Genomic DNA, 14365 nt, shown 5'->3' with positions numbered 1-14365 from the left:
CTTCGGATCATCCCCGCGCGATTAGCTCAGCGGGAGAGCACTACCTTGACACGGTAGGGGTCACTGGTTCAATCCCAGTATCGCGCACCAGACATGAGAGCCGCCGTCCGATATTCGGACGGCGGCTCTCGGCATTTGCGGCAGCGGGCAGGTGCGGCAACAGCCGGGCGTGGCAGCGGACATGGGTATGGCCGGGAACAACACGCCCTCACCGACGTGTTGTTCCCGGCCACCGGGTGAGCCGGAGCTGCAGCCTGCGCCACTCATTTCGTCCGTCCACGACTTGATGAGGGTTGCTCCGGCCGGCGAAGACCCCTACCCCATTGGGGGTCAGCGCCCGATCAGGTCGGCGACCGCTTGGGTCTGCGTCGCCAGTTGGTCCCACGCCCCGAATAGACCCATCAGCAGGACCGCGCAGGGCAGGGCGATGGCAAGGGCGACCATCGGGTGCCGGGTCTCCGCGGGGTGCGGGGACAGGGGCCGGCGGCGAGGGGCTCTGTTGAGCGGTGCCATGTCTGCTGTGCTCCTGCCGGGCTGCGGTGCTGCGGTCGGGTCGGGGACGGGTGGTGCTGCTTGGCAGCGAGGACGGTCATTCTCGGGGGACGAGCGGGGCCGTCCTCGCTGTGAACAACGGTAGGCGGGACGGCTTTCCGGGTCGTCATGCCGTCGTACTGTTCCGATCGCCTCCGCTGGTAGGAGGAGGGATGGGGCGGTGTACGCCTGGAGGCGGAGACGGGAGTACGCCGACCCCTTAGGCGACCCTGACAGCGCCCCTTGGGGGACGGCCGGATTGCCGGTGGAGCAAGGGATTTGGGGGTGCGCCAGCAACCCTGATCTGACAATCCGACCGGCGGTTCCAGTGTTGCGTGTCGGCACGGGGCCGCTACCAGTCCGTAAGCTGTGCCGAGACAGTTGTCTGACGATGCCCCAAATCCGACGGGGCCTCACCCCACAGGCTGACGGAACGGGAACGGGTACGGGCAAATGGCAATGATGCGGCTGCGGCGTGAGGACCCCCGCATCGTCGGCCCGTACCGGCTGCACCGGCGGCTGGGTGCCGGCGGGATGGGCGTGGTCTTCCTCGGTTCGGACCGGAAGGGGCAGCGGGTCGCGCTGAAGCTGATCCGCGCCGAACTCGCGGAGGACGCCGAGTTCCGCACCCGGTTCGCCCGGGAGATCGCGGCGGCCTCCCGGATCCGCGGCGCCTGCACGGCCCGGGTGATGGGCTCCGACATCGAGGCCGACCGACCGTGGCTGGCCACCGCGTACGTGCCCGGGCCGTCGCTGTACAAGCAGGTCTCCGAAGAAGGCACGCTGGCCTGGCCGGACGCCGCGCGGATCGGCGCGGCGCTGGCCGACGGGCTGGTGAAGGTGCACGAGGCAGGGGTGGTGCACCGCGACCTCAAACCGTCGAACATCCTGCTCTCCCCCAAGGGCCCGCGAATCATCGACTTCGGCATCGCCTGGTCGCGCGGCGCGTCCACCCTCACGCATGTCGGCACCGCCGTCGGCTCGCCGGGCTTCCTGGCGCCCGAGCAGGTGCGCGGCGCGGCCGTGACACCCGCCACCGACGTGTTCGCGTTCGGGGCGACGCTGGCGTTCGCGCTGACCGGGGAGTCGCCGTTCGGGTCGGGCGCCTCCTCCGAGGTGATGCTGTACCGGGTGGTGCACGAGGAACCGGACCTGACCGGGATTCCGCCGGTGCTGGCCCCGGTGGTGCGGGCCTGCCTGGCCAAGGAGCCGTCCGAACGCCCGCCGGCGGCCGCGCTGCACGAGCGCCTGAGCGAACTCGCCGCGCGCGGCCCCGGCGGCCGGGCCGCCCGGGCCGCGGCCCTGGCCGAGGAGCAGGCCGCACCCGCGCCCGCCGCCCCGGCCGGAAACCCGGCGGGCGGACGGCCGGACGGTGCGCCGGTGCGCCGCGCGGCCGGCCCGCAGGGCGCCCCGGTGCCCGGCGCGGGCCGGCGGCCCGCCGACCCCGCACGTGCCTCGGCCGGTGCGCCGCCCGTCCGCCCGGCGCCCGTCCCGGCGCCGAATGCGGACGGTGCGGCAGTAGCTGCCGCGATGCCCCGGCCGGAGGTGCATCCGGACGCCCGCACCGAGCGGGTGCGGCGCCCGGTCCGGGACGGCGACACGGTGCGCGAGCGCCGGCCCGCCGCCCCCGCCGGGCGGGAGCGCACCCCTGTGCCCGGCCGCGACCGCACTCCCCCGCCCGGGCGCCCCGCGGGCCCCGCCCGGCCGACCGCGCGTCAACGGCTGATGCGCCAGCGGCTGGTGGTGTTCGTCACCGTGACGCTCGGGGTCGCGCTGGCCATCGCGGTCGCGCAGGGCTGCGAGAGCCGTGCCACCCACAGCCTCGGGCCGACGCCGACCGCGACCGCACCCGTGAAGCCGACCTCCGGCGCGACGCTGTCGGTGGACGGCGTGAACACCGTCGGCCACAGCGGCTCGGGTCTGGGCCCGGCGCTCGGCAGCCCGCCGCCCGTGGACTGGCTCAACCGCAGCTACCACGACCCGTCCGGCGGCCCCGGGATCCAGCTGCGCGACGGCCACTCGACCGACGCGGGCGCGCCCGTCACGCTGACCGCCGTGCTGCCGGCCCGCTTCCGGGACGCCCAGGCGACGCTGGTGGTGCTGCGCCGGGGCGAGGGCTCCGTCCCGACCGACCTGGTGCAGCTGTACGGCTTCACCGGCGACACCCCCGTGCTGATCGCCGGCCGGACGTCCGCCGCCAACCCGGAGGCCGGGGCGGTGTGGCGGGTGGAGAACGGCGCGCTGATCCGCGAGGAGCGGGTGGACCGCACCGGCGCGGTCTCCTCGACCCGGTACACCGTCCGCCCGGACGGCAGCCTGGAGGAGTCCTTCCCGGGCGCGGGCGTCTCCGGGAACTGAAGCCACCGCTCAACTGCCGGTGACGGTCTGTCAGTGCCCGGCGGGAGCATGTGCCGCATGATGTGGACGACCGACGCGATGCACGTCGCGTACTGCCAGTATTTCCTGTACGGCCCGGAACTGCCGGACGGCTGGGACGCGCACGCGCTGGCCCGGCTGTTCCACGGCAACGGGGTGGCGGCCGGGTGCCCTGACCACCTGACGGTGCTGTGCGGCACCCACACCGGGCTGATCCGGCTCGGTGTGGAGCGCGCGGTCGAACGGCCCGCGGAGCCAGGGCCGGAGTGGGAGAGCGCCGTGGAGCTGTCGCTGTACAGCAGCGGCGAGCTGCGGCTGCGGGCCTGGGACGGCGTGGACATCGCCGAGGCCGGCAACCTGGCGCACGCCGGCCGCGGCTGGTACCGGGTCCGGGTGCAGACCCGGGGCCGCGACCGCGGCCGGGAGACCGACACCGCCGCCCGCCCCGTCGAGGAACACCGGCTGACGATCTGGCCCGCTCCCCCGGCCCCCGACCTGGTGCTGCGGGTCGGCGACCTGACGGGCCGCCGCCACCACAACCCGCGGCGGCCCGCGCCGCAACCGATATCGCCTCCGGCGGCGCGTCGTGCGGCCTGACCTGCGGGCCGGTCGCCGGTGGCGGCGGATAATGATCCGCAGTGCACGGCGAGCCGGGAGGTGGCGGAGCAATGACGCTGGTGGCAGGGCAGCGCGTCACGTTGGTGACGGATCTGACGCTGGGTGAGGCGTTCGGTGACGGGGAGGCAGCAGTCGGGTTCCTGCTGCTGGCGGCGGGTGTCGAGGGCACCGTCGAGCAGGTGGCCGAGGTGCCGCCGTCCGAGGAGGTCCGCGAGTACCAGCGGCTGCGGGCGCTGTTCGACGACTACGGGCACACCATGCCCGCGGAGAGCCGCAAGGCGCTGGAGGGGCAGATCGCGTCCCTGGAGCCGCACTGGGAGGCGTACGGCGAGCGCGGGCCGCAGGTGTCCGTCCGGGTCCGCTTCGACAACGGGTACGTGCTGGACGCGGCGGACGAGACGGTGCTGAAGGCGCTCTGAGGACGCTTCGGGGCCGTCAGAAGCGGTCGGGGCCGGACCACTCGTACCAGTCGTTGCCCAGCGGGGTGTAGTAGCCGAATGCGGGCGCGCCGGACGGGAAGTACGCGTAGCCGTGGTGGGCGAACAGGCCGGTGCCGGCGATGGCGAACTTGACGCCGTCGTGGGTAACTTCGGTCTCGGTGAGACGGTAGCCCGCGACCCATTCGGGGCGCGCCTCGTGGGTGGCCAGGGCGTGTGCGGCCCAGTCGGTGAGTGCCGGGCGGGCCAGCGCGAAGCGGGCCTCGGCCGGGTCGGTCTGGGTGACCGTCAGCGCGGTGGCGGCCACCAGCAGCGGAGCCACCGCCCAGCGCCAACGGCCGGCCGGACCTCCGGCGGGCCCGGCAACGGACCACTGCTGCCACAGCAGCCAGGCGAACGGCAGGCCGATCAGGGTTAGCACGCCGACGCTGAGCAGCGCCACGTCCTGGCCGGGGACGCTCATGCCCAGCACGATGGCGGCGCAGCCCAGCGCGACGCCGAGCAGTGCGCTGGTGCCGGGGCGACGCAGCCGGGTGAGCGGCCAGGACACCGTCGCGCCGACCACCACCACGCCGATCAGCAGCAGGGGGAAGATGAGCCCGATCATGAACAGCGGGAGCAGCGTGAACCGGTTGTGCAGTCGCCCGTCCGGCAGCGCCACGACGGCGGTCAGCATGGCCGCGACCAGGATCGGGCCGCGGAAGCCCGGGAACGTCAGGCGGCGGAGCGCGGCGGTGCCGTTGGTGATCATGGCGCCATGTCTACCGTAGATCTGCCCGGCGCGGAACCCTCAACTTCCGTTGTAGCGGCGGTAGTCAGCCGTGGTTGACCGCGTAGAACGCGATCGCGGCGGCGGCGCCGACGTTGAGCGAGTCGATGCCGTGTGCCATCGGGATGCGCACCCGCTGATCGGCGGCGGCGAGGGCCTTCGGGGTGAGGCCGTCGCCCTCGGCGCCCAGCATCAGGGCCGCCCTGGGGAGGAGATGGGACTTGGCGACCGTGAAGTCCTCGGCGCCGGACGGGGTGAGGGCGAGCAGTTCGAAGCCGGCCTCGCGGACGGCGGCGAGAGAATCCGGCCACGGGTCGAGGCGGGCGTACGGGACGGAGAACACCGCACCCATGGACGTCTTCACGGCGCGGCGGTAGAGCGGGTCGGCGCAGTCCGGGGAGAGCAGCACGGCGTCCATGCCGAGAGCGGCCGCCGAGCGGAAGATCGCGCCGAGGTTGGTGTGGTCGACCAGGCCCTCCAGCACCGCGACGCGGCGTGCGCCGTCGAGGACTTCGGCGGCGGTCGGGAGGGGCTTGCGTTCCATCGAGGCGAGGGCGCCGCGGTGAACGTGGTAGCCGGTCACCTGCTCGGCGAGAGCGGGTTCGACGAGGTGCACGGGTGCGTCGGTCTCGGCGATCACGTCGCCCATCACGCCGAGCCACTTCGCGGTGAGCAGCATCGACCGCATCCGGAAGCCCGCGGCGAGGGCGCGGCGGATCACCTTCTCGCCCTCCGCGATGAACAGCCCTTCGGCGGGTTCGCGCCGACGGCGCAGCTCGACGTCGGTGAGGTCGGTGTAGTCGCTCAGCCGGGGGTCGGCGGCGTCGGTGACGGTGATGGGGGCGGACATTGGACGATTTTCGCACGTGGGCGGGGTGGGGCGGGGAGGGGAGGGGACCAGAAACGGCGGAACGCTCAGCGCCCCGTTGACCACCAGCAGTCTCGGCCCCGCCGTTCCCCGGGCCCCTGAAGGGCCCTCCGGGCCCCTGGTTTCGCACCCATCAGCCCCCTGAGGGGGCTCTCACTCCCCCAGGACGTTGACCACGTCGCCGATGACGATGACCGCCGGGGGCTTGATGCCCTCCGTCAGGACGGTTTCGCCGATGGTGGCGAGGGTGGCGTCGATGCGGCGTTGGGCGCTGGTGGTGCCCTCCTGGACGACGGCGACCGGGGTGTCTGCGGGGCGCCCGTGCTTCAGCAGCTCCGCGGCGATCTTGGCGATCTTGTCGACGGCCATCAGGAGGACCAGGGTGCCGGTCATGCCGGCGACGGCCTGCCAGTTGGTGAGGGAGCGTTCGCCGGGGCCGACGTGGCCGGAGATGACGGTGAACTCGTGGGTGAGGCCGCGGTGGGTGACGGGGATGCCCGCGGCGGCCGGGACGCTGATCGAGGAGGAGATGCCGGGGACGACGGTGACGGGCACGCCGGCGTCCAGGCAGGCGAGGAGTTCTTCGCCGCCGCGGCCGAAGACGTACGGGTCGCCGCCCTTGAGGCGGACCACGAACTTGCCGGCCTTGGCGTGTTCGATCAGCGTCGCGTTGATCGCCTCCTGGGCCATGTAGCGGCCGTAGGGGATCTTGGAGGCGTCGATCACCTCGACGTGCGGCGGGAGTTCGGCGAGGAGTTCGCGCGGGGCGAGCCGGTCGGCGACGACGACGTCGGCGTCGGCGAGGAGGCGGCGGCCGCGGACCGTGATCAGGTCGGGGTCGCCGGGGCCGCCGCCGACCAGGGCGACGCCGGCGCCGCGGGCGCGGTACTGGCGGGCGGCGAGGGAGCCGTCGCGCAGGCCGGCGACGATGGAGTCGCGCAGTGCGGCGGAGTGCCGGGGGTCGCCGGTGAGGACGGCGACGGTCGCGCCGGCGTCGTGGCCGGAGGCGGGCGTCCAGGCGGTGGCGGCGGAGGCGTCGTCGCTGCGGGAGCAGAACACCCGCAGGCGCTCGGCCTCGGCGGAGACGGCGGTGTTGACGTCCGGGTCGTCGGTGGCGACCAGCACGTACCAGGTGTCGGCGAGGTCGCCGTCCGCGTACGGGCGCTGGTGCCAGGTGAGTTCACCGGCGTCGGCCATCGCGGAGACGGCCGGGGTGGTGGCCGGGGATATCAGGTGCAGGTCGGCGCCGGCGGCGATCAGCGCGGGCAGGCGGCGCTGGGCGACCTGGCCGCCGCCGATCACGACGACGCGGCGGCCGGCCAGTAGCAGCCCGACGGGGTACGGGGTGAGGCCCTGGGTGGACGGGTGCGGGTGCGGCGCGGTCATCGGCGGAGCTCCTGGGTGGGCGGCGGTGCGAGTCCCGTACCGGGCCGGGGTACGGGCCGACGGGCCGCCCCCCTGGGTGCGAGGGGCGGCCCGTCCGGTGGATCAGGCCTTCTCGGTGACTCCGGCGGAGTCGAAGGTGGCTACATCGTGCATCGCCCGGGCGGCGCTCTGCACCAGCGGCAGGGCGAGCAGGGCACCGGTGCCCTCGCCCAGACGCAGGTCCAGGTCGATCAGCGGACGCAGGCCGAGCCTGGCGAGCGCGGTCTGGTGGCCCGGCTCGGCGGAGCGGTGGCCCGCGATGCAGGCGGACAGCACCTCCGGCGCGATGGCCTTGGCGACCAGCGCGGCCGAGCCGGCGATCACGCCGTCCAGGATCACCGGGATGCGCAGCGAGGCCGCGCCGAGCAGGAAGCCCGCCAGCGCGGCGTGCTCCAGCCCGCCGACGGCGGCGAGCACGCCGATCGGGTCGGCCGGGTCCGGCTTGTGCAGTTCCAGGGCCTGCCGGACCACCTCGACCTTGCGGGCGTGGGTGGCGTCGTCGATGCCGGTGCCGCGCCCGGTCACCTCGGCCGGGTCGGTGTCGGTGAACACCGAGATCAGCGCGGCGGAGGCGGTGGTGTTGGCGATGCCCATGTCGCCGGTGATCAGCACCTTGTTGCCGGCCGCGACCAGGTCGCGGGCGGTCTCGATGCCGACCTCGATCGCGCGCACCGCCTCGTCCCGGCTCATCGCCGGGCCCTGCGTCATGTCGTCGGTGCCGGGCTTGACCTTGCGCGGCAGCAGGCCGGTGGTGCGGCCCTGCTGGATGGCGTCCGGGAGTTCGGCCGCAACGCCGACGTCCACCACGCACACCTCGGTGCCGACCTGCGCGGCGAACGCGTTGACCACTGCTCCCCCGGCCAGGAAGTTCCCGACCATCTGTGCGGTGACCTCCTGCGGCCACGGCGTCACGCCCTGGGCGTGCACCCCGTGGTCACCGGCGAAGATCGCCACGCAACCCGGCTCCGGGATCGGCGGCGGGCACTTGCGGGCCAGGCCGGACAGCTGCGCCGCGATGATCTCCAGCACGCCGAGCGACCCGGCGGGCTTGGTCATCCGCTTCTGCCGGTCCCACGCCTCGCCGAGCGCCTTGGCGTCCAGCGGACGGATGTTGCGCAGCGTGTCGGACAGCAGGTCGTGCGGCTCCTCGCCGGGCAGCGCGCGGTTGCCGTACTGCTCCTCGTGCACCACCCAGGACAGCGGGCGCTTCTTCGCCCAGCCCTGCTGCTGCAGTTCCGGCTCGTCCGGGAACGCGTCCACGAAGCCGACGCACAGGTAGGCGACGACCTCCAGGTGCTCGGGCAGGCCGAGCTCGCGGACCAGCTCCTCGTCGTCGAAGAAGCTCACCCAGCCGACGCCCAGCCCCTCGGCGCGGGCCGCCAGCCACAGGTTCTCCACCGCCAGGGCCGCCGAGTACGGGGCCATCTGCGGCTGGGTGTGGCGGCCCAGCGTGTGCCGGCCGCCGCGGGTGCGGTCGGCGGTCACCACGATGTTGACCGGCGTCTCGAGGATCGCCTCGATCTTGATTTCCTTGAACTGCTTCGCCCGGCCCTTGGGCAGCGAGTCCGCGTACGCCTCGCGCTGACGCTCCGCCAGCTCGTGCATCTTCCGGCGGGTCTTCGCGGACCGGATCACCACGAAGTCCCACGGCTGCGAGTAGCCGACGCTCGGCGCGGTGTGCGCCGCCTCCAGCACCCGGATCAGCACCTCGTGCGGGATCGGGTCCGGCCGGAAGCCGTTGCGGACGTCGCGGCGCTCGCGGATCACCTGGTGCACGGCCTCGCGGCTCGCGTCGTCGAAGCCGGGGGCGGCGGGGCCGCGGGGCTCCTCCGGGACGGGGGTGACATCGGCGTCGGGGGTGGGAGTGGAGTCGGTTTCCGGGGCGGGGGCCTCGACGGCGGATTCGGCGTCGGGGGCGGAGACGGGGACGGGGTCCGCGGTGGGCTCGGCCGCTGCTTCGGCGTCGGCCGGGGCCTCGGCGGGTTCGGCGGCCTCCGGGGCTTCCTCGGACTTGGCGGCCTCGGGAGCCTCGCCGGGCTCCGGCGCGGTCTCCGGTTCGGCGGCAGGCTCGGCGACGGGCTCGGCCTCGGCGGCGGGGTCGGGCTCGGTAGCGGGCTCGGGCTCGGTAGCGGGCTCGGGCTCGGTAGCGGGCTCGGCCTCGACCTCGGGGGTCGGCTCGGCGGCCGGTTCCGGGGTCTCGGCGGCCGGCTGCTCGGCAACGGCCGGGGTCTCGGCCTCCGCAGCCGCCTGAACGGGCGCGGCAGGCACCGCTCCCTCGGTCGGCGCGGCGTCCTCGGTGGCCTCCGCGGTCTCGGCAACCTCGGCGGCGGGCTGCGGCTCGGCCGACGGCGTCTCGGGCGTCAGCAGCGGCAGACCGGCGGGCGCGGCGAGGAACGCCGAGATGCGGCGGTGCGCACCCCGTCCGGCCGACTTGGTGGCCTGCGCGGGGATCGGCTGCTCCGCGGCCTCGCCCTCGGCGGCCTCCGCCTGGGCGGCCTGCGGCGCGGGCTCCTCGGTGGTGGCGGCTTCCGGCTGCTCGGCCGACGGGGTTTCGGCAGCGGCGGCCTCGGCCTGCGGCTCCGACGGCGCGTCAGCCGCCTCGGCCACGACCGACTCGACGGCGACGGGCTCGACCGCAACGGGCTCGGCGGACACAGTCTCGGCAGCCGGCTGGGCCTCGGGCTCGGCGGCGGGCGCCTCCGCAGCCGGGGCGTCCGCGGCCGGTGCTTCGGCAGCCGGTTCCTCGGCAGTCGGCGTCTCCGCCGGGGCCGCCTCGGCAGCGGGCGCCTCGACCACGACCGGCTCGGCGGCGACCGGCTCGGCGGCGGGCTGCTCGGCGGCAGCCGGGGCCTCGGGGGCCGGGGTGGTCTCGGCGGTGGGCGCCGGGGCGTTCGCGGGTGCGGTGGGCTCGACCGGCTCGACGAACACGGGCGTCAGGTTGGCGGCGGGCGCGGGGATCGCCACGGCCTCCGGCGCCGGCTGTGCGGGGGCCTCGGCGGCGGCGGGCGCGGGCTCGGTGACGACCGGTTCGGCCGCGACGGGGGCGACCGCGATCGGTTCGGCGGCCACCGGCTCGACGGCGATCGGCTGCGCGGCGGCGGCCTCCGGCTCGGCGGCGGGCGATTCCTCGGCGGGGGCGACCGGCTCGGCGACGGCTGCGGCAGCGGCGGCCTCCACCACGTGCGGCTGCACGGACGCGGGCACCTGCGCAGCAGTCGGCGCGGGTGCGGTCGCCTGGGCGGGCACCGGCACCGGCTGGGCCTGCATGGCCTGCGGCTGGACCGGTTGCTGCACCGTTTCGGCGTTGACCACGGGCACCCCGAAGGCGGGCGTGCCGCCGGGGGTGGACGGGCCGCGGTCGGCCAGCGAGCGGACCGGGACCTGGCCGGTCATCAGCGACGGGTCCGGGATCGGCGGGCCGGCGTGCAGCGGGCGGCGCTGGTGAGGAGGGGTCAGCAGCGGGGCCGCGGCGGGCTGCGCCTGCGGGGTACCGGCTGCGGGAGCGCTCTCCGCCACCGGCTCGGCGGTGAGCACCGGCGGGGCGAGCGGCGGCCAGGACGGCGCGACGGGGGTGCCGGGCGGCTGCTCGGCGACCGGCTCGGCGACGGCGGCCTCGGCGGCTGCCGGGGCGTCAGCGGGCCCGGCCGCCGCCTCGGCGGTGCCGTTCACGGCGTCGCCCCAGGCGGTCTGGGGGCCGGGCATCAGCAGCACGTCGTCGTCCTCGTCGCCGTCGGGCTGGTCGAGGAAGGTGTAGGCGGGCCGCTGCTCGCCGTGCCATCCGGCGGCGGCAGGCGGAAGGGGCGCGCCGAGGTGGTGCTCCGGGGCGGACCCGCCGGGCCCGGGTTCGGGCGCGAGGGGACCGGCGTGGGGGGCGTGGCCGCCGTCGGTCATGTCAATGCTCCTTCCAGGCCGCTTGCGCGTCCTTGGCGGGTGTCCCGGAGGTCCCGCCCACTTCGCCGGGGCGGAGCCGCACCGACCCGTCCCTTACTCCATCGGTCGTCACCCTCAGGGGTGGCGTGCCATCAGAAACAACGACAGCCCCGGGCAACCGGCACGACGGCACGGCCGCTTTCGGACGCTCACGGCATTCTTCCGGGCTGGTGCGCACCGCGTCGAATGCCCGCGAAGCGGGCTGTTCGGGTTGCAGTGCGTCAAATCGGCGGTAATCATGCCTGATCGGACACGGTGCTGCCGTGACGAATTGCGCCCCGGGGAAACCCTACCGGCCGCGACCGAACCGTTCTCGAAACCTTGTCCGGATGCGACGGGGATCACCGTACCGTCCGGGTCTGACGGTCAGTCGCGCGGTTCGGCCCAGATCAGCAGGGTGTAGTCGCCGCGCCCGAAGGAGGGTCCGGCGCCGCCGGCCGGTTCGGCGCGCAGCGGGGCCGATTGGAGCAGCAGTCCGTCGGTGCGGTAGCCGGCGGTGTCGAGGATCTGCCGGGTCTCGCCGGCTTCGGCGAGGCTGCGGGCGACGGCGACGACGCGTTCGGGTCGGCGGTCGACGACGGCGCGGACCATGACGGGTCCGCCGTGTTCGACGGCGACGGCGTCGGGTTCGGGGAGGGCGCCGAGGACGTCGGGTCCGGTGCCGGTGGCGGTTTCGATCTCGACGCCGGCCTTGCGGGCGTTGGCGGCTATCCGGGCGCAGTCGGAGGGTTCGGCTTCGACGGCGACGACGGCGGCGCCGAACCGGGCGGCTTCGACGGCGAGTGCGCCGTCGCCCGCGCCGACGGTCCAGAGCAGGTCGCCGGGGGTGGGTGCGAGGCGGGCGAGGGCGAGCGCGCGGACGTGCGGGGGCAGTGCGCGGGGGCGCCTGGTGTCGGCGTCCGCGCCGGCGTACGCCCGGTTGGGAAGCGCCCAGCCGCGCTGCGGTCCGGGGTGGTCGAGGGGTTTGCCGGCCAGCCAGCCCGAAGCGGCCTCGGTGGGCGGGACGTTGCCGATGACCAGGACGACGGAGGGGTCGCGCCAGTCGTGGTCGGGGACGCGTTCGGAGGTGAGGACGGTGACGTCCTCCTCGGGGGTGCCGAGGGCTTCGCAGACCACGAAGGTGCGGGGGACGCCGCGCAGCATCAGGGCGAGTTCGCTGGGTCCGGCACCGGCGGTGGTGAGGACGGCGACCTTGGGGTGGGCGCGGCAGACGTTGGCGGCGCGGCGCAGTCGTCCGCCGTGGGCGGAGACCACCTGGGCGTCCTCCCAGGGCATGCCGGCCCGGGCGAAGGCGGCGGCCACCGAGGAGACGGCGGGCAGCACTTCGAGTTCGAGTCCGTATTCGGGGCGGCGCAGGGTGCGGACGACGCCGAAGAAGCCGGGGTCGCCCTCGGCGACGACGACGGCGGTGCCGCGGTGGTCGGCGAGGCGGCGGGCGGCGGCCCGCAGGTCGGCGAGGCCGATGCGTTCGGCGCGTTCGGGGACGGGGAGTGCGGCGAGCTGGTAGCCCGCTCCGGCGACCAGGGTGGCGGCGGCGAGTGCGCCGGCGGCTGCCTGGGTCAGTGGGGTGCCGTCCCACCCGATGACCGTGATCCGGTCAGCCATCTGCGGCTGTTCTCCCTATGCCGTGTTCCGCCCCTGGTGGGTGCGCCGGTGGCGGATTCCGCCGTCGGTGTTCCCTGGGCAGAGGCTACCGCCTGCCGGGGGTGTGCGGAGCAGGGGCACGCGCCCGGGGGCGCGTTCAGTGGCGCAGGGCACAGAACGCGTCGGTGGCGCGGCGCGGGTCAGTGGCGCAGCGCGTGGTGCTGGTCGGCGGGGTGGGCGGGTTCGGGCGGGTCGAGGTCCTCGGGGAGGAGGCTCCACACGATCAGGTCGGTGTGTTCCTCCGGGCCGGGGCCCCATTCGCCGCCGCGGACTATCGCGGCGTTGCGCAGGACGCCTTCGCTGATCGCGCCGGTTTTCTGGGCGACCTGCTGGGCGGCGGTGTTGCCGGCGGCGGTGCGCAGTTCGAGGCGTTGGAAGCCGCGGTCCTCGAACAGCCACTGGGCGGTGCCGAGGACGGCTTCGGGGGCGTAGCCCTCGCCGCGGGCCCAGGGGGCGGTGATGTACCGGACCTCGGTGGCGCGCAAGTGCCAGTCGGTGTGGTCGAGTTCGAGGAGGCCGACCAGGCGCTGGGTGAGGTGTTCGGTGACGGCGAAAACGATTCCGCGGCCGCCGGTGCGGCGCTCGGGTGCCTGGCGGGTGATCAGGTCGTGGGCGTCGGCCTGGGTGTAGGGCCGGGGGTACTCGGACCAGATCTGGACGAGTTCGTCGGAGAGCATGGTGATCAGGCCGGGGGCGTCCTGGTCCTCAAGGGCGCGCAGCAGCAGCCTTTCGGTGCTGATGGCTGTCTCGGGGAAGTTCGCAACCATGCCGTCTCTCCTCGCCGGGTCGTGGACACACCGTACGCCCCGCCCTTGTCGGGCGTGTCAGCGTACCTGTTCCGCTCCTGACAGCTGGTCGGCACGGTGCCCCCGGCGGGGAGGCCGGGGGCACCGTGGGAGCCGATCGGGTCAGCGGGTGGTTCAGAACGCGGGGATGACGGCGCCCTGGAAGTTGTCGTCGATGTACTTCTTGACGGCGTCGGAGTGCAGCAGCTCGGCGAGCTTCTTGACCCGCGGGTCGCTCTCGTGGCCCTTCTTGACGACCAGGATGTTGGCGTACGGGTTGCCCTGGGCCTTCTCGACCAGCAGCGCGTCGCTGGACGGCTTGAGGCCGGCGCCGAGCGCGTAGTTGCCGTTGATGACGGAGGCGTCGACGTCGTCGAGCGAGCGCGGCAGCTGGGCGGCCTCCAGCTCCTTGATCTTCAGGTGCTTGGGGTTGGAGGCGATGTCGTCGGCGGTGGCGGTGGTTCCGGCGCCGTCCTTGAGGGTGATGATGTTGTTGTCGGCCAGCAGCTTGAGGGCGCGGCCCTCGTTGGTGGCGTCGCTGGGGACGGAAACCACGGCGCCGTCCTTGAGGTCCGCGAGGTTCTTGACCTTCTTGGAGTAGACGCCGAGCGGCTCGAGGTGGACGGTCCCGACGGAGACCAGGTCGGTGCCGTTCTTCTTGTTGAAGTCGTCGAGGTACGGCTGGTGCTGGAAGAAGTTCGCGTCCGCGGATCCGTCCTGGACCGTGGTGTTGGGGGTCACGTAGTCGCTGACCTCCTTGACGTCCAGCTTGAGGCCGGCCTGGGCCGCCAGGTTGTCCTGCACGAACTTGAGGATCTGCGCGTGCGGGGTGGCGCTGGCGGCGACCACCAGGGGCTTGTTGGGGTCGGCCGAGGCGCCGGAGTCGGAGCTGCCGCCGCTGGAGCAGGCGGTGAGGCCGGCGACGAGTCCGGCGGCGGTGGCGGTCAGGACGGTGGTCTTCAGAAACTTACGCACGAAAAGT

General features: G+C 74.3%; 10 protein-coding genes and 1 tRNA gene. 4 read left to right on the top strand and 7 right to left on the bottom strand.

Annotated elements, in window-relative coordinates; all coding sequences use genetic code 11:
* Positions 1 to 15 precede the first annotated feature (15 nt).
* The 4 genes from ACIHEI_RS18000 to ACIHEI_RS17985 all read left to right on the top strand — a co-directional run bounded on the left by ACIHEI_RS18000 (position 16) and on the right by ACIHEI_RS17985 (position 3944).
* Positions 16 to 90, top strand: a tRNA-Val gene (locus ACIHEI_RS18000).
* Positions 91 to 984: 894 nt separating this feature from the next.
* Positions 985 to 2889 (top strand): serine/threonine-protein kinase, encoded by a 1905-nt coding sequence (locus tag ACIHEI_RS17995; RefSeq protein WP_396607306.1) that lies wholly within the window; start codon positions 985 to 987, stop codon positions 2887 to 2889.
* Between the two features lie 57 nt (positions 2890 to 2946).
* Entirely contained in the window at positions 2947 to 3504 is a 558-nt protein-coding gene (locus ACIHEI_RS17990) for a hypothetical protein (protein WP_396607305.1), read from the top strand.
* 71 nt (positions 3505 to 3575) lie between these two features.
* The gene (locus ACIHEI_RS17985) at positions 3576 to 3944 is read left to right on the top strand and encodes a hypothetical protein (protein ID WP_380487291.1); all 369 of its coding nucleotides are present in this window, start codon (positions 3576 to 3578) and stop codon (positions 3942 to 3944) included.
* Positions 3945 to 3960: 16 nt separating this feature from the next.
* Here ACIHEI_RS17985 and ACIHEI_RS17980 read toward each other — a convergent pair whose 3' ends face one another.
* From ACIHEI_RS17980 to ACIHEI_RS17950, 7 genes are all read right to left on the bottom strand, one after another.
* Complete coding sequence (locus ACIHEI_RS17980; RefSeq protein ID WP_396607304.1) at positions 3961 to 4713, bottom strand: hypothetical protein; 753 nt, start codon at positions 4711 to 4713, stop codon at positions 3961 to 3963.
* A gap of 64 nt (positions 4714 to 4777) precedes the next feature.
* A complete protein-coding gene (locus tag ACIHEI_RS17975) occupies positions 4778 to 5581 on the bottom strand; it encodes a TrmH family RNA methyltransferase (protein ID WP_396607303.1) in 804 nt (267 codons plus the stop codon).
* Positions 5582 to 5752: 171 nt separating this feature from the next.
* The gene (cobA, locus tag ACIHEI_RS17970; RefSeq protein WP_396607302.1) at positions 5753 to 6985 is read right to left on the bottom strand and encodes a uroporphyrinogen-III C-methyltransferase; all 1233 of its coding nucleotides are present in this window, start codon (positions 6983 to 6985) and stop codon (positions 5753 to 5755) included.
* Between the two features lie 102 nt (positions 6986 to 7087).
* Complete coding sequence (gene cobT / locus ACIHEI_RS17965; protein WP_396607301.1) at positions 7088 to 10915, bottom strand: nicotinate-nucleotide--dimethylbenzimidazole phosphoribosyltransferase; 3828 nt, start codon at positions 10913 to 10915, stop codon at positions 7088 to 7090.
* Positions 10916 to 11320: 405 nt separating this feature from the next.
* Complete coding sequence (gene cbiE, locus ACIHEI_RS17960; RefSeq protein WP_387642956.1) at positions 11321 to 12559, bottom strand: precorrin-6y C5,15-methyltransferase (decarboxylating) subunit CbiE; 1239 nt, start codon at positions 12557 to 12559, stop codon at positions 11321 to 11323.
* Positions 12560 to 12738: 179 nt separating this feature from the next.
* Positions 12739 to 13365, bottom strand: coding sequence for a GNAT family N-acetyltransferase (locus tag ACIHEI_RS17955; RefSeq protein ID WP_392954819.1), 627 nt, complete (start codon positions 13363 to 13365; stop codon positions 12739 to 12741).
* Between the two features lie 153 nt (positions 13366 to 13518).
* A complete protein-coding gene (locus ACIHEI_RS17950) occupies positions 13519 to 14358 on the bottom strand; it encodes a MetQ/NlpA family ABC transporter substrate-binding protein (protein WP_396607300.1) in 840 nt (279 codons plus the stop codon).
* Positions 14359 to 14365: the final 7 nt, after the last annotated feature.

Origin of the sequence: Kitasatospora sp. NPDC051984, from assembly GCF_044593455.1 — a bacterium.
GTDB lineage: Bacteria > Actinomycetota > Actinomycetes > Streptomycetales > Streptomycetaceae > Kitasatospora.
This window is presented reverse-complemented; position numbering and strand designations above follow the sequence as displayed.

Bases quoted from the DNA above. Each gene is read 5' to 3' on its own strand.
- ACIHEI_RS17995 (WP_396607306.1), top strand. From the start codon at position 985: ATGGCAATGATGCGGCTGCGGCGTGAGGACCCCCGCATCGTCGGCCCG.
- ACIHEI_RS17990 (WP_396607305.1), top strand. From the start codon at position 2,947: ATGATGTGGACGACCGACGCGATGCACGTCGCGTACTGCCAGTATTTC.
- ACIHEI_RS17985 (WP_380487291.1), top strand. From the start codon at position 3,576: ATGACGCTGGTGGCAGGGCAGCGCGTCACGTTGGTGACGGATCTGACG.
- ACIHEI_RS17980 (WP_396607304.1), bottom strand. From the start codon at position 4,713: ATGATCACCAACGGCACCGCCGCGCTCCGCCGCCTGACGTTCCCGGGC.
- ACIHEI_RS17975 (WP_396607303.1), bottom strand. From the start codon at position 5,581: ATGTCCGCCCCCATCACCGTCACCGACGCCGCCGACCCCCGGCTGAGC.
- cobA (WP_396607302.1), bottom strand. From the start codon at position 6,985: ATGACCGCGCCGCACCCGCACCCGTCCACCCAGGGCCTCACCCCGTAC.
- cobT (WP_396607301.1), bottom strand. From the start codon at position 10,915: ATGACCGACGGCGGCCACGCCCCCCACGCCGGTCCCCTCGCGCCCGAA.
- cbiE (WP_387642956.1), bottom strand. From the start codon at position 12,559: ATGGCTGACCGGATCACGGTCATCGGGTGGGACGGCACCCCACTGACC.
- ACIHEI_RS17955 (WP_392954819.1), bottom strand. From the start codon at position 13,365: ATGGTTGCGAACTTCCCCGAGACAGCCATCAGCACCGAAAGGCTGCTG.